The organism is Oceanobacter antarcticus, from assembly GCF_044962685.1.
Lineage (GTDB): Bacteria > Pseudomonadota > Gammaproteobacteria > Pseudomonadales > Oceanobacteraceae > Oceanobacter > Oceanobacter antarcticus.
This window is the reverse complement of the sequence record NZ_JBBKTX010000005.1, coordinates 54152-69545: the sequence shown is the minus strand read 5'-3', so window position 1 is coordinate 69545 and position 15394 is coordinate 54152. Positions and strand designations below refer to the sequence as shown.

General features: G+C 54.3%; 11 protein-coding genes, 1 pseudogene and 1 CRISPR repeat array. Of the genes and pseudogenes, 7 read left to right on the top strand and 5 right to left on the bottom strand.

Going from position 1 to position 15394, the window contains the following annotated elements; translation table 11 throughout:
• The first annotated feature begins 3 nt into the window (after nt 1-3).
• Nucleotides 4-1032 carry a type I-F CRISPR-associated protein Csy3 gene (csy3, locus tag WG929_RS05415; RefSeq protein WP_416205204.1) on the top strand — a complete coding sequence of 343 codons (1029 nt, stop codon included), beginning with the start codon at nt 4-6 and terminating at the stop codon, nt 1030-1032.
• Nucleotides 1033-1044: 12 nt separating this feature from the next.
• Nucleotides 1045-1596, top strand: coding sequence for a type I-F CRISPR-associated endoribonuclease Cas6/Csy4 (cas6f, locus tag WG929_RS05410; protein ID WP_416205203.1), 552 nt, complete (start codon nt 1045-1047; stop codon nt 1594-1596).
• Nucleotides 1597-1725: 129 nt separating this feature from the next.
• A CRISPR array of direct repeats spans nt 1726-4624; the repeat unit is 28 nt; unit sequence GCTCACTGCCGAACAGGCAGCTCAGAAA.
• A gap of 101 nt (nt 4625-4725) precedes the next feature.
• Here cas6f and WG929_RS05405 read toward each other — a convergent pair.
• Nucleotides 4726-5487 (bottom strand): response regulator transcription factor, encoded by a 762-nt coding sequence (locus WG929_RS05405; RefSeq protein WP_416205202.1) that lies wholly within the window; start codon nt 5485-5487, stop codon nt 4726-4728.
• Between the two features lie 13 nt (nt 5488-5500).
• Nucleotides 5501-8515 carry a cache domain-containing protein gene (locus WG929_RS05400; protein WP_416205201.1) on the bottom strand — a complete coding sequence of 1005 codons (3015 nt, stop codon included), beginning with the start codon at nt 8513-8515 and terminating at the stop codon, nt 5501-5503.
• 291 nt (nt 8516-8806) lie between these two features.
• On the opposite strand from WG929_RS05400, the gene WG929_RS05395 reads away from it, so the two are divergent.
• The 5 genes from WG929_RS05395 to WG929_RS05375 all read left to right on the top strand — a co-directional run bounded on the left by WG929_RS05395 (nt 8807) and on the right by WG929_RS05375 (nt 14062).
• Nucleotides 8807-10099, top strand: coding sequence for an ABC transporter substrate-binding protein (locus WG929_RS05395; protein WP_416205200.1), 1293 nt, complete (start codon nt 8807-8809; stop codon nt 10097-10099).
• A 32-nt stretch (nt 10100-10131) separates the two neighbouring features.
• Nucleotides 10132-10290 (top strand): hypothetical protein, encoded by a 159-nt coding sequence (locus WG929_RS05390; RefSeq protein WP_416205199.1) that lies wholly within the window; start codon nt 10132-10134, stop codon nt 10288-10290.
• Nucleotides 10287-11495, top strand: a complete 1209-nt coding sequence (locus WG929_RS05385; RefSeq protein WP_369857850.1) for a DcaP family trimeric outer membrane transporter — start codon at nt 10287-10289, stop codon at nt 11493-11495. Before WG929_RS05390 ends, WG929_RS05385 begins: the two co-directional genes overlap by 4 nt.
• A 158-nt stretch (nt 11496-11653) precedes the next feature.
• On the top strand, nt 11654-13306 hold the full coding sequence (locus WG929_RS05380; RefSeq protein ID WP_416205198.1) for a fatty acid--CoA ligase: 1653 nt from the start codon (nt 11654-11656) through the stop codon (nt 13304-13306).
• A gap of 105 nt (nt 13307-13411) precedes the next feature.
• Complete coding sequence (locus WG929_RS05375; protein ID WP_416205197.1) at nt 13412-14062, top strand: transposase; 651 nt, start codon at nt 13412-13414, stop codon at nt 14060-14062.
• 53 nt (nt 14063-14115) lie between these two features.
• On the opposite strand, the gene WG929_RS05370 is transcribed toward WG929_RS05375, so the two are convergent.
• The 3 genes and pseudogenes from WG929_RS05370 to WG929_RS05360 form a co-directional block, all read right to left on the bottom strand.
• Nucleotides 14116-14301, bottom strand: coding sequence for a tyrosine-type recombinase/integrase (locus tag WG929_RS05370; protein ID WP_416205307.1), 186 nt, complete (start codon nt 14299-14301; stop codon nt 14116-14118).
• Between the two features lie 144 nt (nt 14302-14445).
• Nucleotides 14446-14612 (bottom strand): annotated as a pseudogene (locus WG929_RS05365) (phage integrase N-terminal SAM-like domain-containing protein); the annotation flags it as partial.
• A 264-nt stretch (nt 14613-14876) separates the two neighbouring features.
• Complete coding sequence (locus WG929_RS05360; RefSeq protein WP_416205196.1) at nt 14877-15227, bottom strand: hypothetical protein; 351 nt, start codon at nt 15225-15227, stop codon at nt 14877-14879.
• Nucleotides 15228-15394 lie beyond the last annotated feature (167 nt).

Below are 15394 nucleotides of genomic sequence, written 5' to 3'. Positions count from 1 at the left end.
AACATGGCTAACGAAAAACTGAAAACGGCATCAGTACTGGCTTTTGAACGCAAGCATGCCAACTCCGATGCCTTTATGTACGCAGGCAACTGGGATGCACGTGACCAGCCGGATGCCTGGAGCGCGATTGCGATTCAGAGTAAAGACGTACGGGGCACCATTTCCAATCGTCTCAAGGCAGCGGTTGCCAATGATCCGCTCAAACTGGATGCTGAAATTCAAAAGCCCAATTTGCAACGGGTCGATACTGCAGCGCTTCCGGCAAACAGCGACACCTTAAAAGTCAGCTTTACCCTACGCGTACTGGGAGACCTGGCGATACCGTCAGCCTGTAATGATCAGCAATACCAGGCTGCCTTGAGTGCTGTAATTAATGAATACATTGAACGTGAACAGTTTTCCGAGCTGGCCTGCCGGTATGCCGAAAACCTCGCCAATGGCCGTTTTTTGTGGCGTAACCGTATTGGTGCCGAGTCCGTATCCGTGCGGGTCAGCCATATGACCAATAATCAGGCTGTGAACCATTGGGACTTTAATGCCTACGACTTTGATATGCGCAAATTCGGTACTCAACCAGAATTGATTGCTCCACTGGCCAAGCTGATTCAACAGGGGTTGTTGGGTAAATCGTTTGTATTACTCAAGATCGAAGCCTGGGTCAGGCTGGGAGCCGGGCAAGAAATTTTTCCGTCCCAGGAACTGGTTCTGGATGGCGGTCGTGATGCCAGCAAAAGCAAATACCTCTATCAGGTAAATGATGTAGCGGCCATGCACTCGCAAAAAATAGGCAATGCCATTCGCACCATCGACACCTGGTATCCGGATGCTGAAACTTTCGGCCCCATTGCTGTAGAACCCTATGGTTCCGTAACCAGCAGAGGTAGCGCCTACCGTCAGCCCAAGCAGAAAACCGATTTTTATAATTTACTGGATGGATGGGTCATCAAGGGCAATATTCCGGACTCCGGTAATCAGCACTTTGTGATGGCCACCCTGGTTCGTGGTGGTGTATTTGGTGAAAAGGCCGATTAAACGGGAGCAATCATGGATAGTTATCTGGATATTCATCTTTTGCCTGACCCGGAGTTTGAAGAACAGCAACTGATGAACGCGCTGTTTTCAAAACTGCATCGGGCTATCGGTGCAACCAGCCCTGGTCAGGTGGGCATCAGTTTCCCCGGTGTTGCCAAACGACTGGGTAATCATCTGCGCTTGCATGGTACGGCTCAGGTTCTGGATAAACTGATGGCGCAGCCCTGGTTGCAGGGAATGAAAGATTATTGCCGTATCAGCGAACGTCAAATGGTGCCATCGAACGTCCGTTACATGGCCGTGCGTCGTGTGCAAGCCAAAAGTGCACATAACAAACGGCAACGCTCAATACGAAAAGGCTGGTTGAATGCAGAAGAGGCGCTGACCAAAATCCCCGACAGCCGACAGCGACAACTGACATTGCCGTATATCGAAATGAAAAGCCTGTCCAATGGCAACCCCATGCGGGTTTACATCGAACATAGCTCTTTGCGAGAAACCCCAGTAACAGGGTTGTTTAATGCCTACGGACTGAGCGCTACCGCGACCATTCCCTGGTTTTGACCCTTTTTTCTGGTTGATTATCAAGCCCTTGTTTTTCAAGGGCTTTTTCTTGACGCAGAAAAACAGGGTATTTGGGTGAAAATCCACAAAGCTCTTTAAAAAACAGAAACATGGATTTAGTCTGTAACAGCTCACTGCCGAACAGGCAGCTCAGAAAGGCGCGACTGGCTGCGCGAAACATTAGGTGCCGCTCACTGCCGAACAGGCAGCTCAGAAAAGCAACGCCAACCCAGCAATCCGACGAACCGAGCTCACTGCCGAACAGGCAGCTCAGAAAGTATAAGACGTTGCTCTGACGTACGAGGTTGTGCTCACTGCCGAACAGGCAGCTCAGAAAATTACTCATATAAACGCGGCAATCTACAATAGGCTCACTGCCGAACAGGCAGCTCAGAAACGCTGCATAGGCGATAGCTAACAACGCCAACTGCTCACTGCCGAACAGGCAGCTCAGAAACTGTATAGTGTCTCTCATGTTGAACGAATCAAGCTCACTGCCGAACAGGCAGCTCAGAAAAACAAAAAAAGGTGGATTGAAAAACCAGAAAAGCTCACTGCCGAACAGGCAGCTCAGAAAAGAACCCATACCCAGGGGTTTGATTCCCACGAGCTCACTGCCGAACAGGCAGCTCAGAAATAAAAATCATGACAATGCGCGGTTGTCAGATTGCTCACTGCCGAACAGGCAGCTCAGAAACATCCCAAGTGGTGTGTTTTGTTACTACTATTGCTCACTGCCGAACAGGCAGCTCAGAAAGCTTCTAGTTCTGCTCGGTATCGACACCAGCAGCTCACTGCCGAACAGGCAGCTCAGAAATTGCAGCGGGGCGGTATCCTGGTAATTGGCGGGCTCACTGCCGAACAGGCAGCTCAGAAAATTCTCGATTGCACGCTGTGCAGACGTAACTGGCTCACTGCCGAACAGGCAGCTCAGAAAAGGGTTCACCTGGGCACCGGCCATTGACGAACGCTCACTGCCGAACAGGCAGCTCAGAAAGCATTTGAACCACTGGTACTCACCAGCCACGAGCTCACTGCCGAACAGGCAGCTCAGAAAAAAGATGTTCAGCTGTGCGAACTCGAAAGCAGGCTCACTGCCGAACAGGCAGCTCAGAAAACCATGCGCGCCGCCATCACCCTGCCCGACCAGCTCACTGCCGAACAGGCAGCTCAGAAATGGTGACGGCAGCAGAACGCGAACAGATCGGCGCTCACTGCCGAACAGGCAGCTCAGAAATGACCGGCTCCGGTGATTTTGTTGGGTATAACGCTCACTGCCGAACAGGCAGCTCAGAAAGAGCCACTGGGCTGGCTCTTCCTGAATATCTAGCTCACTGCCGAACAGGCAGCTCAGAAAAGAACAGGCAGATAGTCTTCCTCATAGATCACGCTCACTGCCGAACAGGCAGCTCAGAAATTTTTCGAAACAGCCGGTTCGGTCTGTCTTCCGCTCACTGCCGAACAGGCAGCTCAGAAATGGGTATGGGTTCTGGAGTTTGAAGTCATCAAGCCCACTGCCGAACAGGCAGCTCAGAAAAAAGACCTGTGCGAGCGCTTCCAGTGCTCATCGCTCACTGCCGAACAGGCAGCTCAGAAAGGTCGGTGATACGCTGCTCTGGTCTGCCATGCGCTCACTGCCGAACAGGCAGCTCAGAAAAATTATTTCCGACCCAGCAAAAGGCGATATTGGCTCACTGCCGAACAGGCAGCTCAGAAAGCTCGGAACGGTTTTTGTCAATGTGTAACGCTGCTCACTGCCGAACAGGCAGCTCAGAAAAACAAAACCGCGCACGGTTACGTTGGTTTTTTGCTCACTGCCGAACAGGCAGCTCAGAAAAGCACCAGTCGTTGCGTAAGGTCGCCTTCTACGCTCACTGCCGAACAGGCAGCTCAGAAAAAAACGGCGCGTTGGGGATGTCGTCGGTGCTGGCTCACTGCCGAACAGGCAGCTCAGAAAGCCAATCGTGGCTGTTGTTGACAGGCTCATACGCTCACTGCCGAACAGGCAGCTCAGAAACAGCGATTTAACATTTACAGTAAATGATCGGAGCTCACTGCCGAACAGGCAGCTCAGAAATTCTGACTATGCCCTTATTCCGGTTCTCGACAGCTCACTGCCGAACAGGCAGCTCAGAAAGTTCACACTGTCGACCAGCATAAGCGAGTGGAGCTCACTGCCGAACAGGCAGCTCAGAAAGGAGCCGGTCAGGAATCCTCGATTCCGTCTGGGCTCACTGCCGAACAGGCAGCTCAGAAAGCGCGGACAGAAAAAAACTGTGGTATGCCTACGCTCACTGCCGAACAGGCAGCTCAGAAAATTGCGGCCAGTACGTCACCGCTGACGCCGTCGCTCACTGCCGAACAGGCAGCTCAGAAAGTCAGCTCGAACGCCACATTTCACGACTACCAGCTCACTGCCGAACAGGCAGCTCAGAAACGTGCGGTCAACCGCCAGAAATACCACGTTGTGCTCACTGCCGAACAGGCAGCTCAGAAAAAGTGGCTAACTCGGCCATGTGGTTCGGCAACGCTCACTGCCGAACAGGCAGCTCAGAAAAGAACGGCCCAGCGTTTACCAACCACAGCCAAGCTCACTGCCGAACAGGCAGCTCAGAAATGTTTGTACTGGCCCAGTACACACTGGCCGCAGCTCACTGCCGAACAGGCAGCTCAGAAAATGTCGGCATCGGCTGCCAGTCGATACACCGCGCTCACTGCCGAACAGGCAGCTCAGAAACGAAATCATGTGGCTTGGTGGTTTGGACGTGACGCTCACTGCCGAACAGGCAGCTCAGAAATGCTCAACCACATCCGTATCCGGGCTGTCGTCGCTCACTGCCGAACAGGCAGCTCAGAAATTCAGCTGACCGTTAACTTTGGATGAATTCTGGCTCACTGCCGAACAGGCAGCTCAGAAATAAAAGAGGCTGGGGAATTGATCAAGGCTGCCGAACAGGCAGCTCAGAAATACACGTTGATATAGTAGACAGACATTCAGCAGCTCACTGCCGAACAGGCAGCTCAGCAATACTGTTTCAGCGGCAAGCTGCCTCCTATGAATTTACGGCGGTCTGCGAGTTTACGGCGGTTGGTAGCAAGTTCTCTTGTAGTGGTCTCAGGCGAGTGGGTTCAGTCTGGCTGGCTGTCGGTTTGTAGCAGTCGCCATTCGACGCGTCCGGCCAGCATGTAGCCCGCGCCGTAGACGGTTTTGATTAATACTGGCTGGCGCGGGTTTTGTTCCAGTTTTTTGCGCAGGCGTGACATGCGGGAGTCGATGCTGCGGTCGTAGGGGATGGTTTGGTCTGAGATCAGTTGTTCCCGCGATAAGATGCGGTTGGGTGAGCGCAGCAGGCTCATCAGCAGGTTGGCTTCGCCACTGCTGAGGTTGTGGTTGTCGCCGTTGTCGTGGCTGAGCAATAAGGTGGCTGGGTCGAACTGCCAGTGGGCAATCCGGGCGACTTTGCGGCTGCAGGTGCCGGGTTGTGGCTGGATCGCCAGCCGTCGCACCAGTCGTGATATGCGGGCGACCAGTTCCCGGCTGTCAAAGGGTTTGGTGATGTAGTCGTCGGCACCCAGTTCGAGGCCCAGCACTCGGTCTGTCAGGCTGTCCCGGCCGGTCAGTACCACGAGTCCGGTGTCGGTATTGGCCGACAATTCGCGGATGCAGGTGAGGCCGTCCATGTCCGGTAAGCCGAGGTCAATAATGCAGACGTCGGCGGGTTGTTGTTGTATCGCTTGCAGTGCCTGGCGACCGGTCGGGAAGGTGGTTACCCGAAAGCCGAACGCTCGCAGGGCATCTGCAATCAGGGTGGCTATGTCGACTTCGTCTTCGATGACGTAGATCAGTGCCTTGTTGGTATGGCTGCTGTGGGTCGTGGTGTGGTTGGTCATGGTGTGCTTCTTCTTATTGTTCTGTCTGATGATGATCGGGTTGGATCGGTGGTGTCAATTTGCCAGCGGCGGATGGCCCGTTAGTGGATTGGGTGACAGCATGGGTAATGGCCTGGTGGATGGCGTCTCTGGTGAAGGGCTTGGCGAGTAATACGCCATGATCCGTTGGTTGTTCTGGATGCGAGGGGCTGCCACTGATCAGCAGATAGGGCAAGTGGGGGTGTTGCTGGCGGGCTTGTTGGGCCAGTTGCCAGCCGTCCCGGTTGCCGGGCATCGACAGGTCGGTGATGAGTAAATCGAGGGTCGCCAGGCTGTCGATCAGGTCGCTGGCTTCATTGGTGTCGCTGGCTTCTACCACAACGTATCCTAGCGCCAGTAACCAGGGCCGTACCAGGCGGCGGATGGCGGCGTCGTCGTCAACCAGTAAGGCCAGTTGCCAGTGGTTGTTGTCGATGTTGTCGGCGTCTGATTTGGGGTGTGGTGCTGGCTCTGTTGCGGCGCTGGCGGTCGTTTCAGGGGGTGTTGGCGCGCTCAAGGAAAGGCTGTTTAGTGGCAGCAGTAATGAGATAGCGGCACCGTCGGCTGATTTTTCTGGGTCTTTCGATTGACTCTGGCCTTCCCCGTCTGCCCATTCCGGATCCGTCGTTGCCGGGCGAATGCGAATAAAACCGCCAGACTGTTTGACGAAGCCAAATACCATGCTGAGGCCGAGGCCGGAGTTGTTGCTGGCACGGGTTGTAAAAAATGGCTCGAAGGCCCGTTGTTGTACTTCGGCCGGAAATCCGGGGCCGTCGTCGTACACCCCGATATTGATATAGGTGCCAGCGGGTACGTCGTCATCGTAGTGCGAGTCGGTTTGTTGCAGCCCCTGTGGCAAGGTCTGTTGGTGTGCGTAAAAGCCGATACGTCCTGGCCCGGTCGGGCGTTGTTGAAGAATGGCATCGCGTGCGTTCAAGGCCAGATTGATGAGGGCGTTTTCGAGCTGGGCGGCATCAATACACAGCGCCAACGGGGTGTGGCAGACGACCGTCAGTTCCAGCTGATCCGGCAGTGAGCCGCGTAACAACAGGGCGGTTTCTTTCAGCAAGGGACGTACGTCGGTCAGGCTGGGGGAGAGGTGCTGACGTCGGGCAAAAGCGAGCAGACGCTTGGTGATGTCGATGGCGCGGTGGGTGGCGCGGATAGCTGGAGCCAGGTGGTGTTGCAGTGGGGCGTCGGTGTCGGGGCTGCTGGTTGTCGGGTTGACGCCGGGATGGCTGGCTTGCATGGCGCTGAGGTTGCCAAGGATGATGGTCAGCAGATTGTTGAAGTCGTGGGCCAAACCGCCAGCCAGTTGCCCGGTGGCCTGCATGCGTTGGGCTTCCGCCAGGCGGCGTTCTGATTCCTTTTCGTGGCTGATGTCGAGCGACAGTACCAGTACGCCCTGCACCTCGGCAGCGGCTGCCTGGTCTCCGGCGTAATCGGGAATCAGCTGGCGGCGTGTTACCCGTGTGCGGCCCTGGTGATTAAAGCTGTATTCGTAGGTGGTGGGGTGGCCGTTCAGACACTGTTGCAGGGGTTCGGCGATGGCTGCCAGCAGATCAGGAGGTGCAATCTGGCTCATGTGTTGCCCCAGGAGTGCGGCTTTGCTGCTATCGAATTGTTCAGCATAACCCTGGTTGACGAACACGTAGCGCAGTTGCCGGTCGAGGTAGGCAATCTGGGCGGGCAGGGCATCCAGTATCAGGCGTTGGCGTTCTTCCAGTGCCGCCAGTGCGTGGGTGCGCTCTCGCACACTTTGATCCAGCGTCTGGATGTTGCTGTGCAAGCGATACACCATGGAGTCGAAGGTGCGCGCCAGGGTGCCGATTTCATCATGACGATCAATGCCGCTGGTGGCGCTCAGGTCGCCGGTACGTACGCGTTCGGCGGTGCGCGCCAGGGTCTGGATCGGTTGCGAGATCAGGTTGATAAAATACAGCGCCAGTAATAACGCCAACAGAATGGCGATGGCGGTAATGGTGATGATGCGTTGGCTGAGAATCATCGAGCTGTGTTGCAGTTCGGCGACATACACGGTGGCGCAGATGTACCAGTCGAAACTGGCCATGCGACGGACGATGGATATTTTTTCATAGCGATAAACGCCGGGATCATCCGGTTTGTCCCAGCGATAGCTGAGTTCGGTGCCGGTATCGGCCACTTCGATCAGTTCTTCCACGATGCGGCGTCCGCTGGCCGGGTCGATCAGGTCGATGGCATTGGTCTGGTCGATGTTGGTATTCGGGTGGGCAATAATCTGGCCCTGCTGGTCAAAAATAAACAAATAGCCAGTGTCGGCGATACGAATGGTGCTGAGCGCCTTGCGAATTTCTTCAATGGCCTGTTGCTTGCGTTGCGCCACGGCGGCTTCCAGATCATCCAGATAGAGACCCGAACCAATCACCAGCTGCCACTGTGGGTAGTCTTTGACATACGACAGCTTGGCCGTTGGTTGCTGCCCGGCCACTCGCTGCCAGGGGTATTGATAGAAGCCCTCACCGCTGCGGATCGCTGCGGCAATCATCGGGGCGATGACGCCCACTGCCGGAACCTGAAAGCTGGCCAATGTCTTGCCGTTATAACGTGTGTCCGGGTGCGACAACATGCGCGCCTGGTGATCAACCACCCAGATATAACCATCGTTGCCGTAGGTGAAGTGGCGCAGGCTGGCAAACACCTGTTGCCAGGCGTTGGCGGCTGGAATCTGGTTGGCTTCGGCCAGTGCCAGGCTGGATTCAATATGACTGGCGGTCAGTGTGACCACGGCGCGCAGGCTTTCTTTGTTGGCGTCCAGCGCCTGTGCCTTGAACCCTTCCAGATTGGCGTAGGCCTTGTCGGCCAGTTTATAGACGTTATCCAGTGCCAGGCGGGCAGAATTGCGTTCAATTTCATACACCTTGTCTTGCACCAGTGGCACGGAATACAGGTACACCGACACCGCCATGATGGTGATGATCAGTACCACAACCGAGAAAAAACGCCACGCCAGGCGAATGCCGGAAAACATACGAAAACTCTTGTCAGCAGCAACAGGTGGATAAAACGGGTGGGCACGACCGGCGAGCCTTTGGTGCTTTGGCGAATATGTTGGGGTGCCAGTACTCGCGGCAGCATCCATTCCGTGGTGGCAGTGTACTGGCAAAACCCGGCAAAAAACCGGCTTGATACATTTCGGTGGAATTGTGACAAATCTGCGTGCAAGTCGTTGTTCAGTATGGATTCCGCAGCGATCGTCAACACGCTCTGATTCGGAGTGAACGGCGGCACTGACAAAAAATAATAAAAACAGGCTAACCAGATGATGCGTTTTATCTTTGCCCCACCGTCCGTTGTTCCTTTTTGTTTTTTTTCACGTCGTTGGCAGCAAGCGCTGGCTGCGGTGGCCCTGTTGTGGCTGATTGGCACGATGTGCGACGAGGTGCAGGCCAGTCCTGCGGCTATTTCTGATGACGTGGTCAAAATTGGTGTGATGGCGGATATGAGTGGTGTCTACGCCACGGTATGTGGAGAAGGGTGTGTTACCGCCGCGACCATGGCCGTCGAGGACTTTGGCGAAACTGTGTTGGGTAAACCGATTGAGGTGGTCAGTGCCGATGACCATAACAGCCCGGAATCTGCCGCCTTGCAGGCCAAAACCTGGGTCGAGCGGGAGCAGGTGGACGTGATCACCGGGCTGGTGGCCTCGTCCGTTACAGCGGCGGTCACCGCAGTTACCAATGCCGCGCAACGTATTGTGCTGATATCCGGTTCGGGTTCGGACGCATTTACCACCAGTGCCTGTTCGCCCTATATCGCCCACTGGACCTACGACGTGGTGGCGCTGGCGAATGGCACCGTCAAGCCAATGGTCGAGGCGGGTAAGAAGAAATGGTTTTTTATCACCGCAGATTATGCCTTCGGTCTGGCGTTGGAAGAGGTGGCGACCCGAGTGGTCACGACTCAGGGTGGCGTAGTGACTGGCTCGGTGCGGGTGCCCTTTGGGACTGCCGACTTTGCCCCTTACGTGCGTCAGGCGGCTGCGTCCGGGGCCGATGTGGTGGCATTGGCCAACGCTGGTGAAGATTTTGTCAATGCTTTGCGGGCAGCGGCAGATATCGGCCTGACGCAATCGATGGAAGTGGTTGGCTTGCTGGTATTTACCCCCAATGTGAAAGCGCTGGATCCGGCCATCACCGCCAATATGAGGTTAACCACCGGGTTTTACTGGGATCGGGACGACAGTAGCCGTGTCTGGTCGGAACGCTTTTTCGCCCGTGCTGGCGTCATGCCCACCATGGTGCAGGCTGGTGTCTATTCCGCCGTTAGTCATTACCTGAACAGCATTCGCCAGGCGGGCAGCGATACGGCTGATGTGGTGATGAAAGCGATGAAAAGTACTCGCCCGAATGATTTTTTTGCCCAGCGCGCCCGATTGCGGCCAGACGGACGGCTGCTGCACGACATGTATCAGGTGCGTATCAAAACCGCGCGTGAGCGTAAAAACCCGGATGACCTCTACGCCATCGAAAACGTAGTGCACGGCATCGTCGCTTTTGCACCACCGGTGCCGTCGTGTCTGTTTCGAAAGCACCGGGCCACGATCCGCGAGTAACCGTACCTGGCGACGGCGGTGAGGAGAGTGCGTTGTCTGTGGCATACGGCAGCCACTTGGCTGGCAGCACCGATAACAACAGTAATAACAGCAGAAATAACAACGGCAAGACCAACAATAAAAACACCACCAAAACCAATAAAAACACCAATAAAAACAACAAGACTCGACCAAAAAAGGAAACACCATGAAATACCCATGCACTTCCATCGCCCTGATTCTGGCTGGCCAGACACTGACACTGGCGTCACCGTTTGCATTTGCAGACAGTACAGCAACAGACACCCCGGAAGCCTTGCAGCAGCGTTTGACTGCACTGGAACATGACGTTGAAACCTTACGCCAGCGCGCTCTGGTGAGCAGCGACAAGGGTGCTCTGGTTATCGGCGATACTCATCTGACCATTGGTGGTTATGTTCGCGGCGATCTGGTGTACACCGATCATGGCGTTAATGGTAAAAATGCGTTGCTGGGTGCCCCTTATGTCAAGGCGGCCGACGACAGTCAGAGTCAGCGTTTGGACATGACTGCACGGGAATCCCGGTTGTATATCAAAACCCGCACCATGGCGGGCGACAAGCCACTGAGCACGCATCTGGAAGCGGATTTTTACGGCAGTGATGGCACCGAAACCGTGTCCAACAGTCATGGTTTGCGTTTGCGCCACGCTTACGGCAGCTGGGGTAATCTGTTGATTGGCCAGACCTGGTCGACGTTTATGGATCTGGCGGCATTGGGTGACCTGAACGCCTTTGGTCAACATGCCTCAGCTATTTTTGTGCGTCAGACGCAAGTGCGTTATACCCAACCGTTCAGCGGTGGCAGCCTGATGCTGGCGCTGGAAAATCCGGAAGACGGCGGTGACGATAACAAAACGCCCGATCTGGTGGTGCGTATCAATGCCGATGGCCGCTGGGGTCACGCCTCGTTGGGAGCGGTCAGTCGGGAATTGTCCGATGGCGTTGACCACCAACGCGCTTCGGCATTGAGTTTGACCGCCAAATTCCCGCTGGGCAGCAGCGATGATGTCCGGCTGCAATACAATCAGGGTGCGCTGGGCCGTTACATGGGCCTGGGCAGCTACCCGAATGAAGATACCGCTCGCCCGCGTTTGCAGGGTTTTGACAGCTGGGGTGCATCACTGGCATTGCGCCACGTCTGGTCGCCTGCATTGGCATCCACGCTGATGATGTCCCGCACTGGTGCCAACGATGACGCGGCAGAAGGCGGTATTGACACCACCAAGTCATTGCATGCCAACCTGATGTGGACAGCAACGGCCAAGGTGCGCTTTGGTGCAGAATTGGCAAAATGGAACGTCGCCACCATGAGCAGTGGTGAAGCGGTTGAAAAAAGCATGAAAGCGCTGCAATTGTCGACCCGCTTTATGTTCTGAGATGCGCCGTCGGCATGCCCGGCGGTATGACAGAGTTCGATGAAATTGACACTGGGTTCTCCATCGCTTGATCGAGATCCATTTGCCCTGAATTGCGTCAGGGCTTTTTTTGTTTCAGGCAGACAGCCTATCTTGTCTGTCCCACCCGGAGAATAACCATGAAAACAAAAATAGTGGCACCCACCGAGCAGGCGTACCAGTCACCACTGCTGATCAAAAGCCTGCTGCTGTCTGGCAAACGCTACGAACCCACGCGGGAAATTGTTTACCGTGACCTGATACGCTACGACTACACCACGCTGTATCAGCGTATCTGTCGGCTGGCCAATGTCCTCACCACCATGGGTATACAGGCAGGAGACACCGTGGCAGTGATGGATTGGGACAGCCACCGTTACCTGGAAGCCTATTTTGCCGTACCTATGATAGGTGCCGTGTTGCATCACGTGAATGTGCGCCTGAGCCCGGATCAGATCAGTTACACCATGACCCATGCCGAAGACGACCTGTTGTTGGTACACGACGATTTCCTGGCAGTGGCTGAACAGATCGTACCGCAGGTGACGCGCTTGCGCGGCGTGGTACAACTGACCGATGGTGCCAGTGCAACCGAGACCAGCCTGAATACGCTGGGCGAATACGAGCAATTACTGGCCGCTGCCGAAACACAGTATGATTTCCCGGATTTTGACGAAAACTCCGTTGCCACTACGTTTTACACCACCGGCACCACCGGCAATCCCAAAGGTGTTTATTTCAGTCATCGACAGCTGGTATTGCATACCTTGAATAGCGCCATGACGCTGGGCAGCATTGACGGCCTGGGGGCATTCCGTTCCGATGATGTGTACATGCCGATGACGCCGATGTTCCATGTTCATGCCTGGGGTGTGCCTTATGTCGCCACGCTGCTGGGTGCCAAACAGGTATACCCCGGTCGTTATGACCCCAATTTCCTCGTGGGTCTGTTTCAGCGCGAAAAGGTCACCTTTTCCCACGGTGTGCCGACGGTATTGCAGATGATTCTGAACTGTGAGGCAGCAAAGGAGGCGGATCTGTCTGGCTGGAAAATGCTGACTGGTGGCAGCGCCCCGACACTGGGCATGGCGAACGAAATGGCTGAACGCGGCATTCTGTTTTTCACCGCCTACGGCATGTCAGAAACCTGTCCGATTATCACCGCCAGTTACCTGCCTGCCAGTGTGCGGGCCTTGCCGATGCAAGAACAAATGCCTTACCGCATCCGCACCGGTATTCCGGTGGGTCTGGTAGATATGCAGATCCGCGATATGGAAGGGAATGAGTTGCCACACGATGGTGAACAGATGGGTGAGATCGTCGTGCGCGCCCCCTGGTTAACCCAAGGTTACTTCAAGGAGCCGGAAAAAAGCGCCGAGCTGTGGGAAGGGGGCTGGATGCACACCGGCGATGTTGCCAGCATCGAACCGAGTGGCGTGTTACAGATCAAGGATCGTATCAAGGATGTGATCAAGACAGGTGGTGAATGGGTATCGTCACTGGAAATCGAAAGCCTGATCAGCCTGCATCCCGATGTCAGTGAAGTCGCGGTTGTCGGCGTGCCCGACAAACGCTGGGACGAGCGGCCACTGGCCCGTGTTGTCGCCATGAAAGATAGCCAGCTCACTGCGGAGTTGCTGAAGGCGCACCTGCAAGGTTATGTGGACAGTGGTCGTATCAATAAATGGGCGATTCCGGAAATCATTCATATCGTGGCGGAAATTCCCAAAACCAGTGTTGGCAAGATCAACAAAAAACGCTTGCGTGAAATGATCGCCAATGACGAACACTGAATGAGTGGCTAGGAGCCTGTCGGACTCCTAGCAGGCTGTTGATTTTATCCCTGATGTCTACTGGCTTCGGTAAAATGCTCTTTTTCAATGGATTCCCGGACTCCCATGCATGGCGCTGACATTACTCAGGAACCCTTGTCCACCACCATCAAACTGGATGAACGGGTTCCACACGATCATCCTTTACGATCCATCAAAATCCTGTTCGATCAGGCGCTCACCCACATCGGTTGGAAACTCAGCCTAATCTATTCCGAGCGTGGCCGGGAATCCATTCCTCCGGAGCGTTTATTGAGAGCCTTGCTGCTGCAAATCCTCTTCAGTATTCGCAGCGAACGGCAACTGGTCGAACAGATTCAGCACACGCTGGTTATCGGCCTGAGCATTGATGAGCCGGTCCGGGTTTTAAAAGCACTGCCGGGAGCCCATCGTAAAACCGTGGGCGCGGATAAAAACTACGATACCAAAGGGTTTGTGAAGGAATGCAGGAAGCACCGCATCACGCCCCATGTTGCCCGCAATGACAAACGTCCCGGCGGCTCAGCCATCGATGGTCGAACCAGTCATAAAGTGGGATATGCCGCCAGTCAGATTGTGCGTAAACGGGTCGAAGAACCCTTCGGTTGGGGTAAGACCATCGGCCCCTTACGGCAGTTAAAAGTGAAAGGACTGGCGAAGGTCAACAGCGCTCTTGAGATGACCATGATGGCCTACAACCTGGTGCGAATGGCAAAGTTACAGGGTCAATCTGTCTGATAATCCGATAGACAGGGACCGCCGTTCACATCATCAACCGATCCATCGGACTTTCAGTGCCCGCAAAATGCTGGCCGATCACATGGGTATAGATCTGCGTGGTGGCAACATCTGCCGCTGTGTACGGTCAGTGCTCGCCGAGAAAAATCGAAATCCTTGATTCTCAGCCGTAAACATTCAGAAATGCGCAAACCGGAGCCAAATAGCAGCGAAAATATCAGCCGATCCCGATTATTCATCACGGCAAGAATGCGTCCGACCTCCTGCGATGAGATCACCACAGGCAATTTGGCAGGTTTGTTGGCATGTTGAAAGCCCAGGTCGCCCAGAGGCAATTCCAGATACGTGTTATAGAGAACCGCCAACGCATTCAAGGCCAGCTTCTGAGTATTGACCGAGACATGACGATCATTCGCCAGAAACCCCAGAAACTGCACCACCTCAGCAGCCCCCATCTCTTTGGGATGTCTCCGCTTTTGGTAACGATAAAGAACCGAATCCAGTAAACATAGGTTTTCTCGGTTCGCAGGCTGTAGCCGCGGGTGCGCATAAAGCGGCGAATGTCATTGAGAAAGGGGCTGGAAGTCATTGATCACTCCTTGATCTGATGTGTATGCATATCCAGTATAATTGAAAGTTTGCCCAAATCAATGCGCGCTTTTTCAGAAGCCTTGCGCGCTTTCTCGGACGTTGTTATCGTTAAGGCATTGATACACGGAAAGTTGTTGCGCAGGTTTACAGATTAATACGCAAGGCACAAAGGAGTTAATGCGCATGCTCGCTTTCACAGAATGGACTGATCTGGAAATGGATTTTACTTCCTATTATTCAAGTAGTTACGGTGATTTCCCAGAAACCGGCTTGCCCAGAAACCGCGCATGCGCACTAATAAACTGTTAGCCATACATGGAAGATATAAAGTGAACCGAGAAGTCGCAACTACAATTATCAGCATAATTTTTCTTTGTGTGGCTATTATTTTGTTACCTAACCAGTTCCTATTTTCAAAAACAGTACCAAATTCAGTTTGGACTGAGTACTTTTCTTTGCCGTTTGGCGCCGGATGGTTCATTGCATTTATTTCATTAATTCCTGCAATATGGTTTGCAAGCTCTACAGCAAAAGCATTCAAGGGCGGCATTACAGCAGTACTGACATCAGTCATGGTGGCTACCCCAATATCAGTGGCTATGATTGACGGCTCACTCACACTAAACAACTTGCTAAATCAATACATTTGGCTAGGCATCATATGTTTACCGCCATGTATTTTTCATCTTTCATTACGATGGACCGCAAGTGCACTAAAATTAAAATGGCTAACAAACCGCT

Coding starts and splice junctions, on each gene's coding strand:
- WG929_RS05360 (WP_416205196.1), bottom strand. CDS start 15,227: ATGACTGATGTCAGTACTGCTGTAATGCCGCCCTTGAATGCTTTTGCT.
- WG929_RS05380 (WP_416205198.1), top strand. CDS start 11,654: ATGAAAACAAAAATAGTGGCACCCACCGAGCAGGCGTACCAGTCACCA.
- WG929_RS05395 (WP_416205200.1), top strand. CDS start 8,807: ATGATGCGTTTTATCTTTGCCCCACCGTCCGTTGTTCCTTTTTGTTTT.
- WG929_RS05405 (WP_416205202.1), bottom strand. CDS start 5,487: ATGACCAACCACACCACGACCCACAGCAGCCATACCAACAAGGCACTG.
- cas6f (WP_416205203.1), top strand. CDS start 1,045: ATGGATAGTTATCTGGATATTCATCTTTTGCCTGACCCGGAGTTTGAA.
- WG929_RS05370 (WP_416205307.1), bottom strand. CDS start 14,301: ATGAATAATCGGGATCGGCTGATATTTTCGCTGCTATTTGGCTCCGGT.
- csy3 (WP_416205204.1), top strand. CDS start 4: ATGGCTAACGAAAAACTGAAAACGGCATCAGTACTGGCTTTTGAACGC.
- WG929_RS05400 (WP_416205201.1), bottom strand. CDS start 8,515: ATGTTTTCCGGCATTCGCCTGGCGTGGCGTTTTTTCTCGGTTGTGGTA.
- WG929_RS05375 (WP_416205197.1), top strand. CDS start 13,412: ATGCATGGCGCTGACATTACTCAGGAACCCTTGTCCACCACCATCAAA.
- WG929_RS05385 (WP_369857850.1), top strand. CDS start 10,287: ATGAAATACCCATGCACTTCCATCGCCCTGATTCTGGCTGGCCAGACA.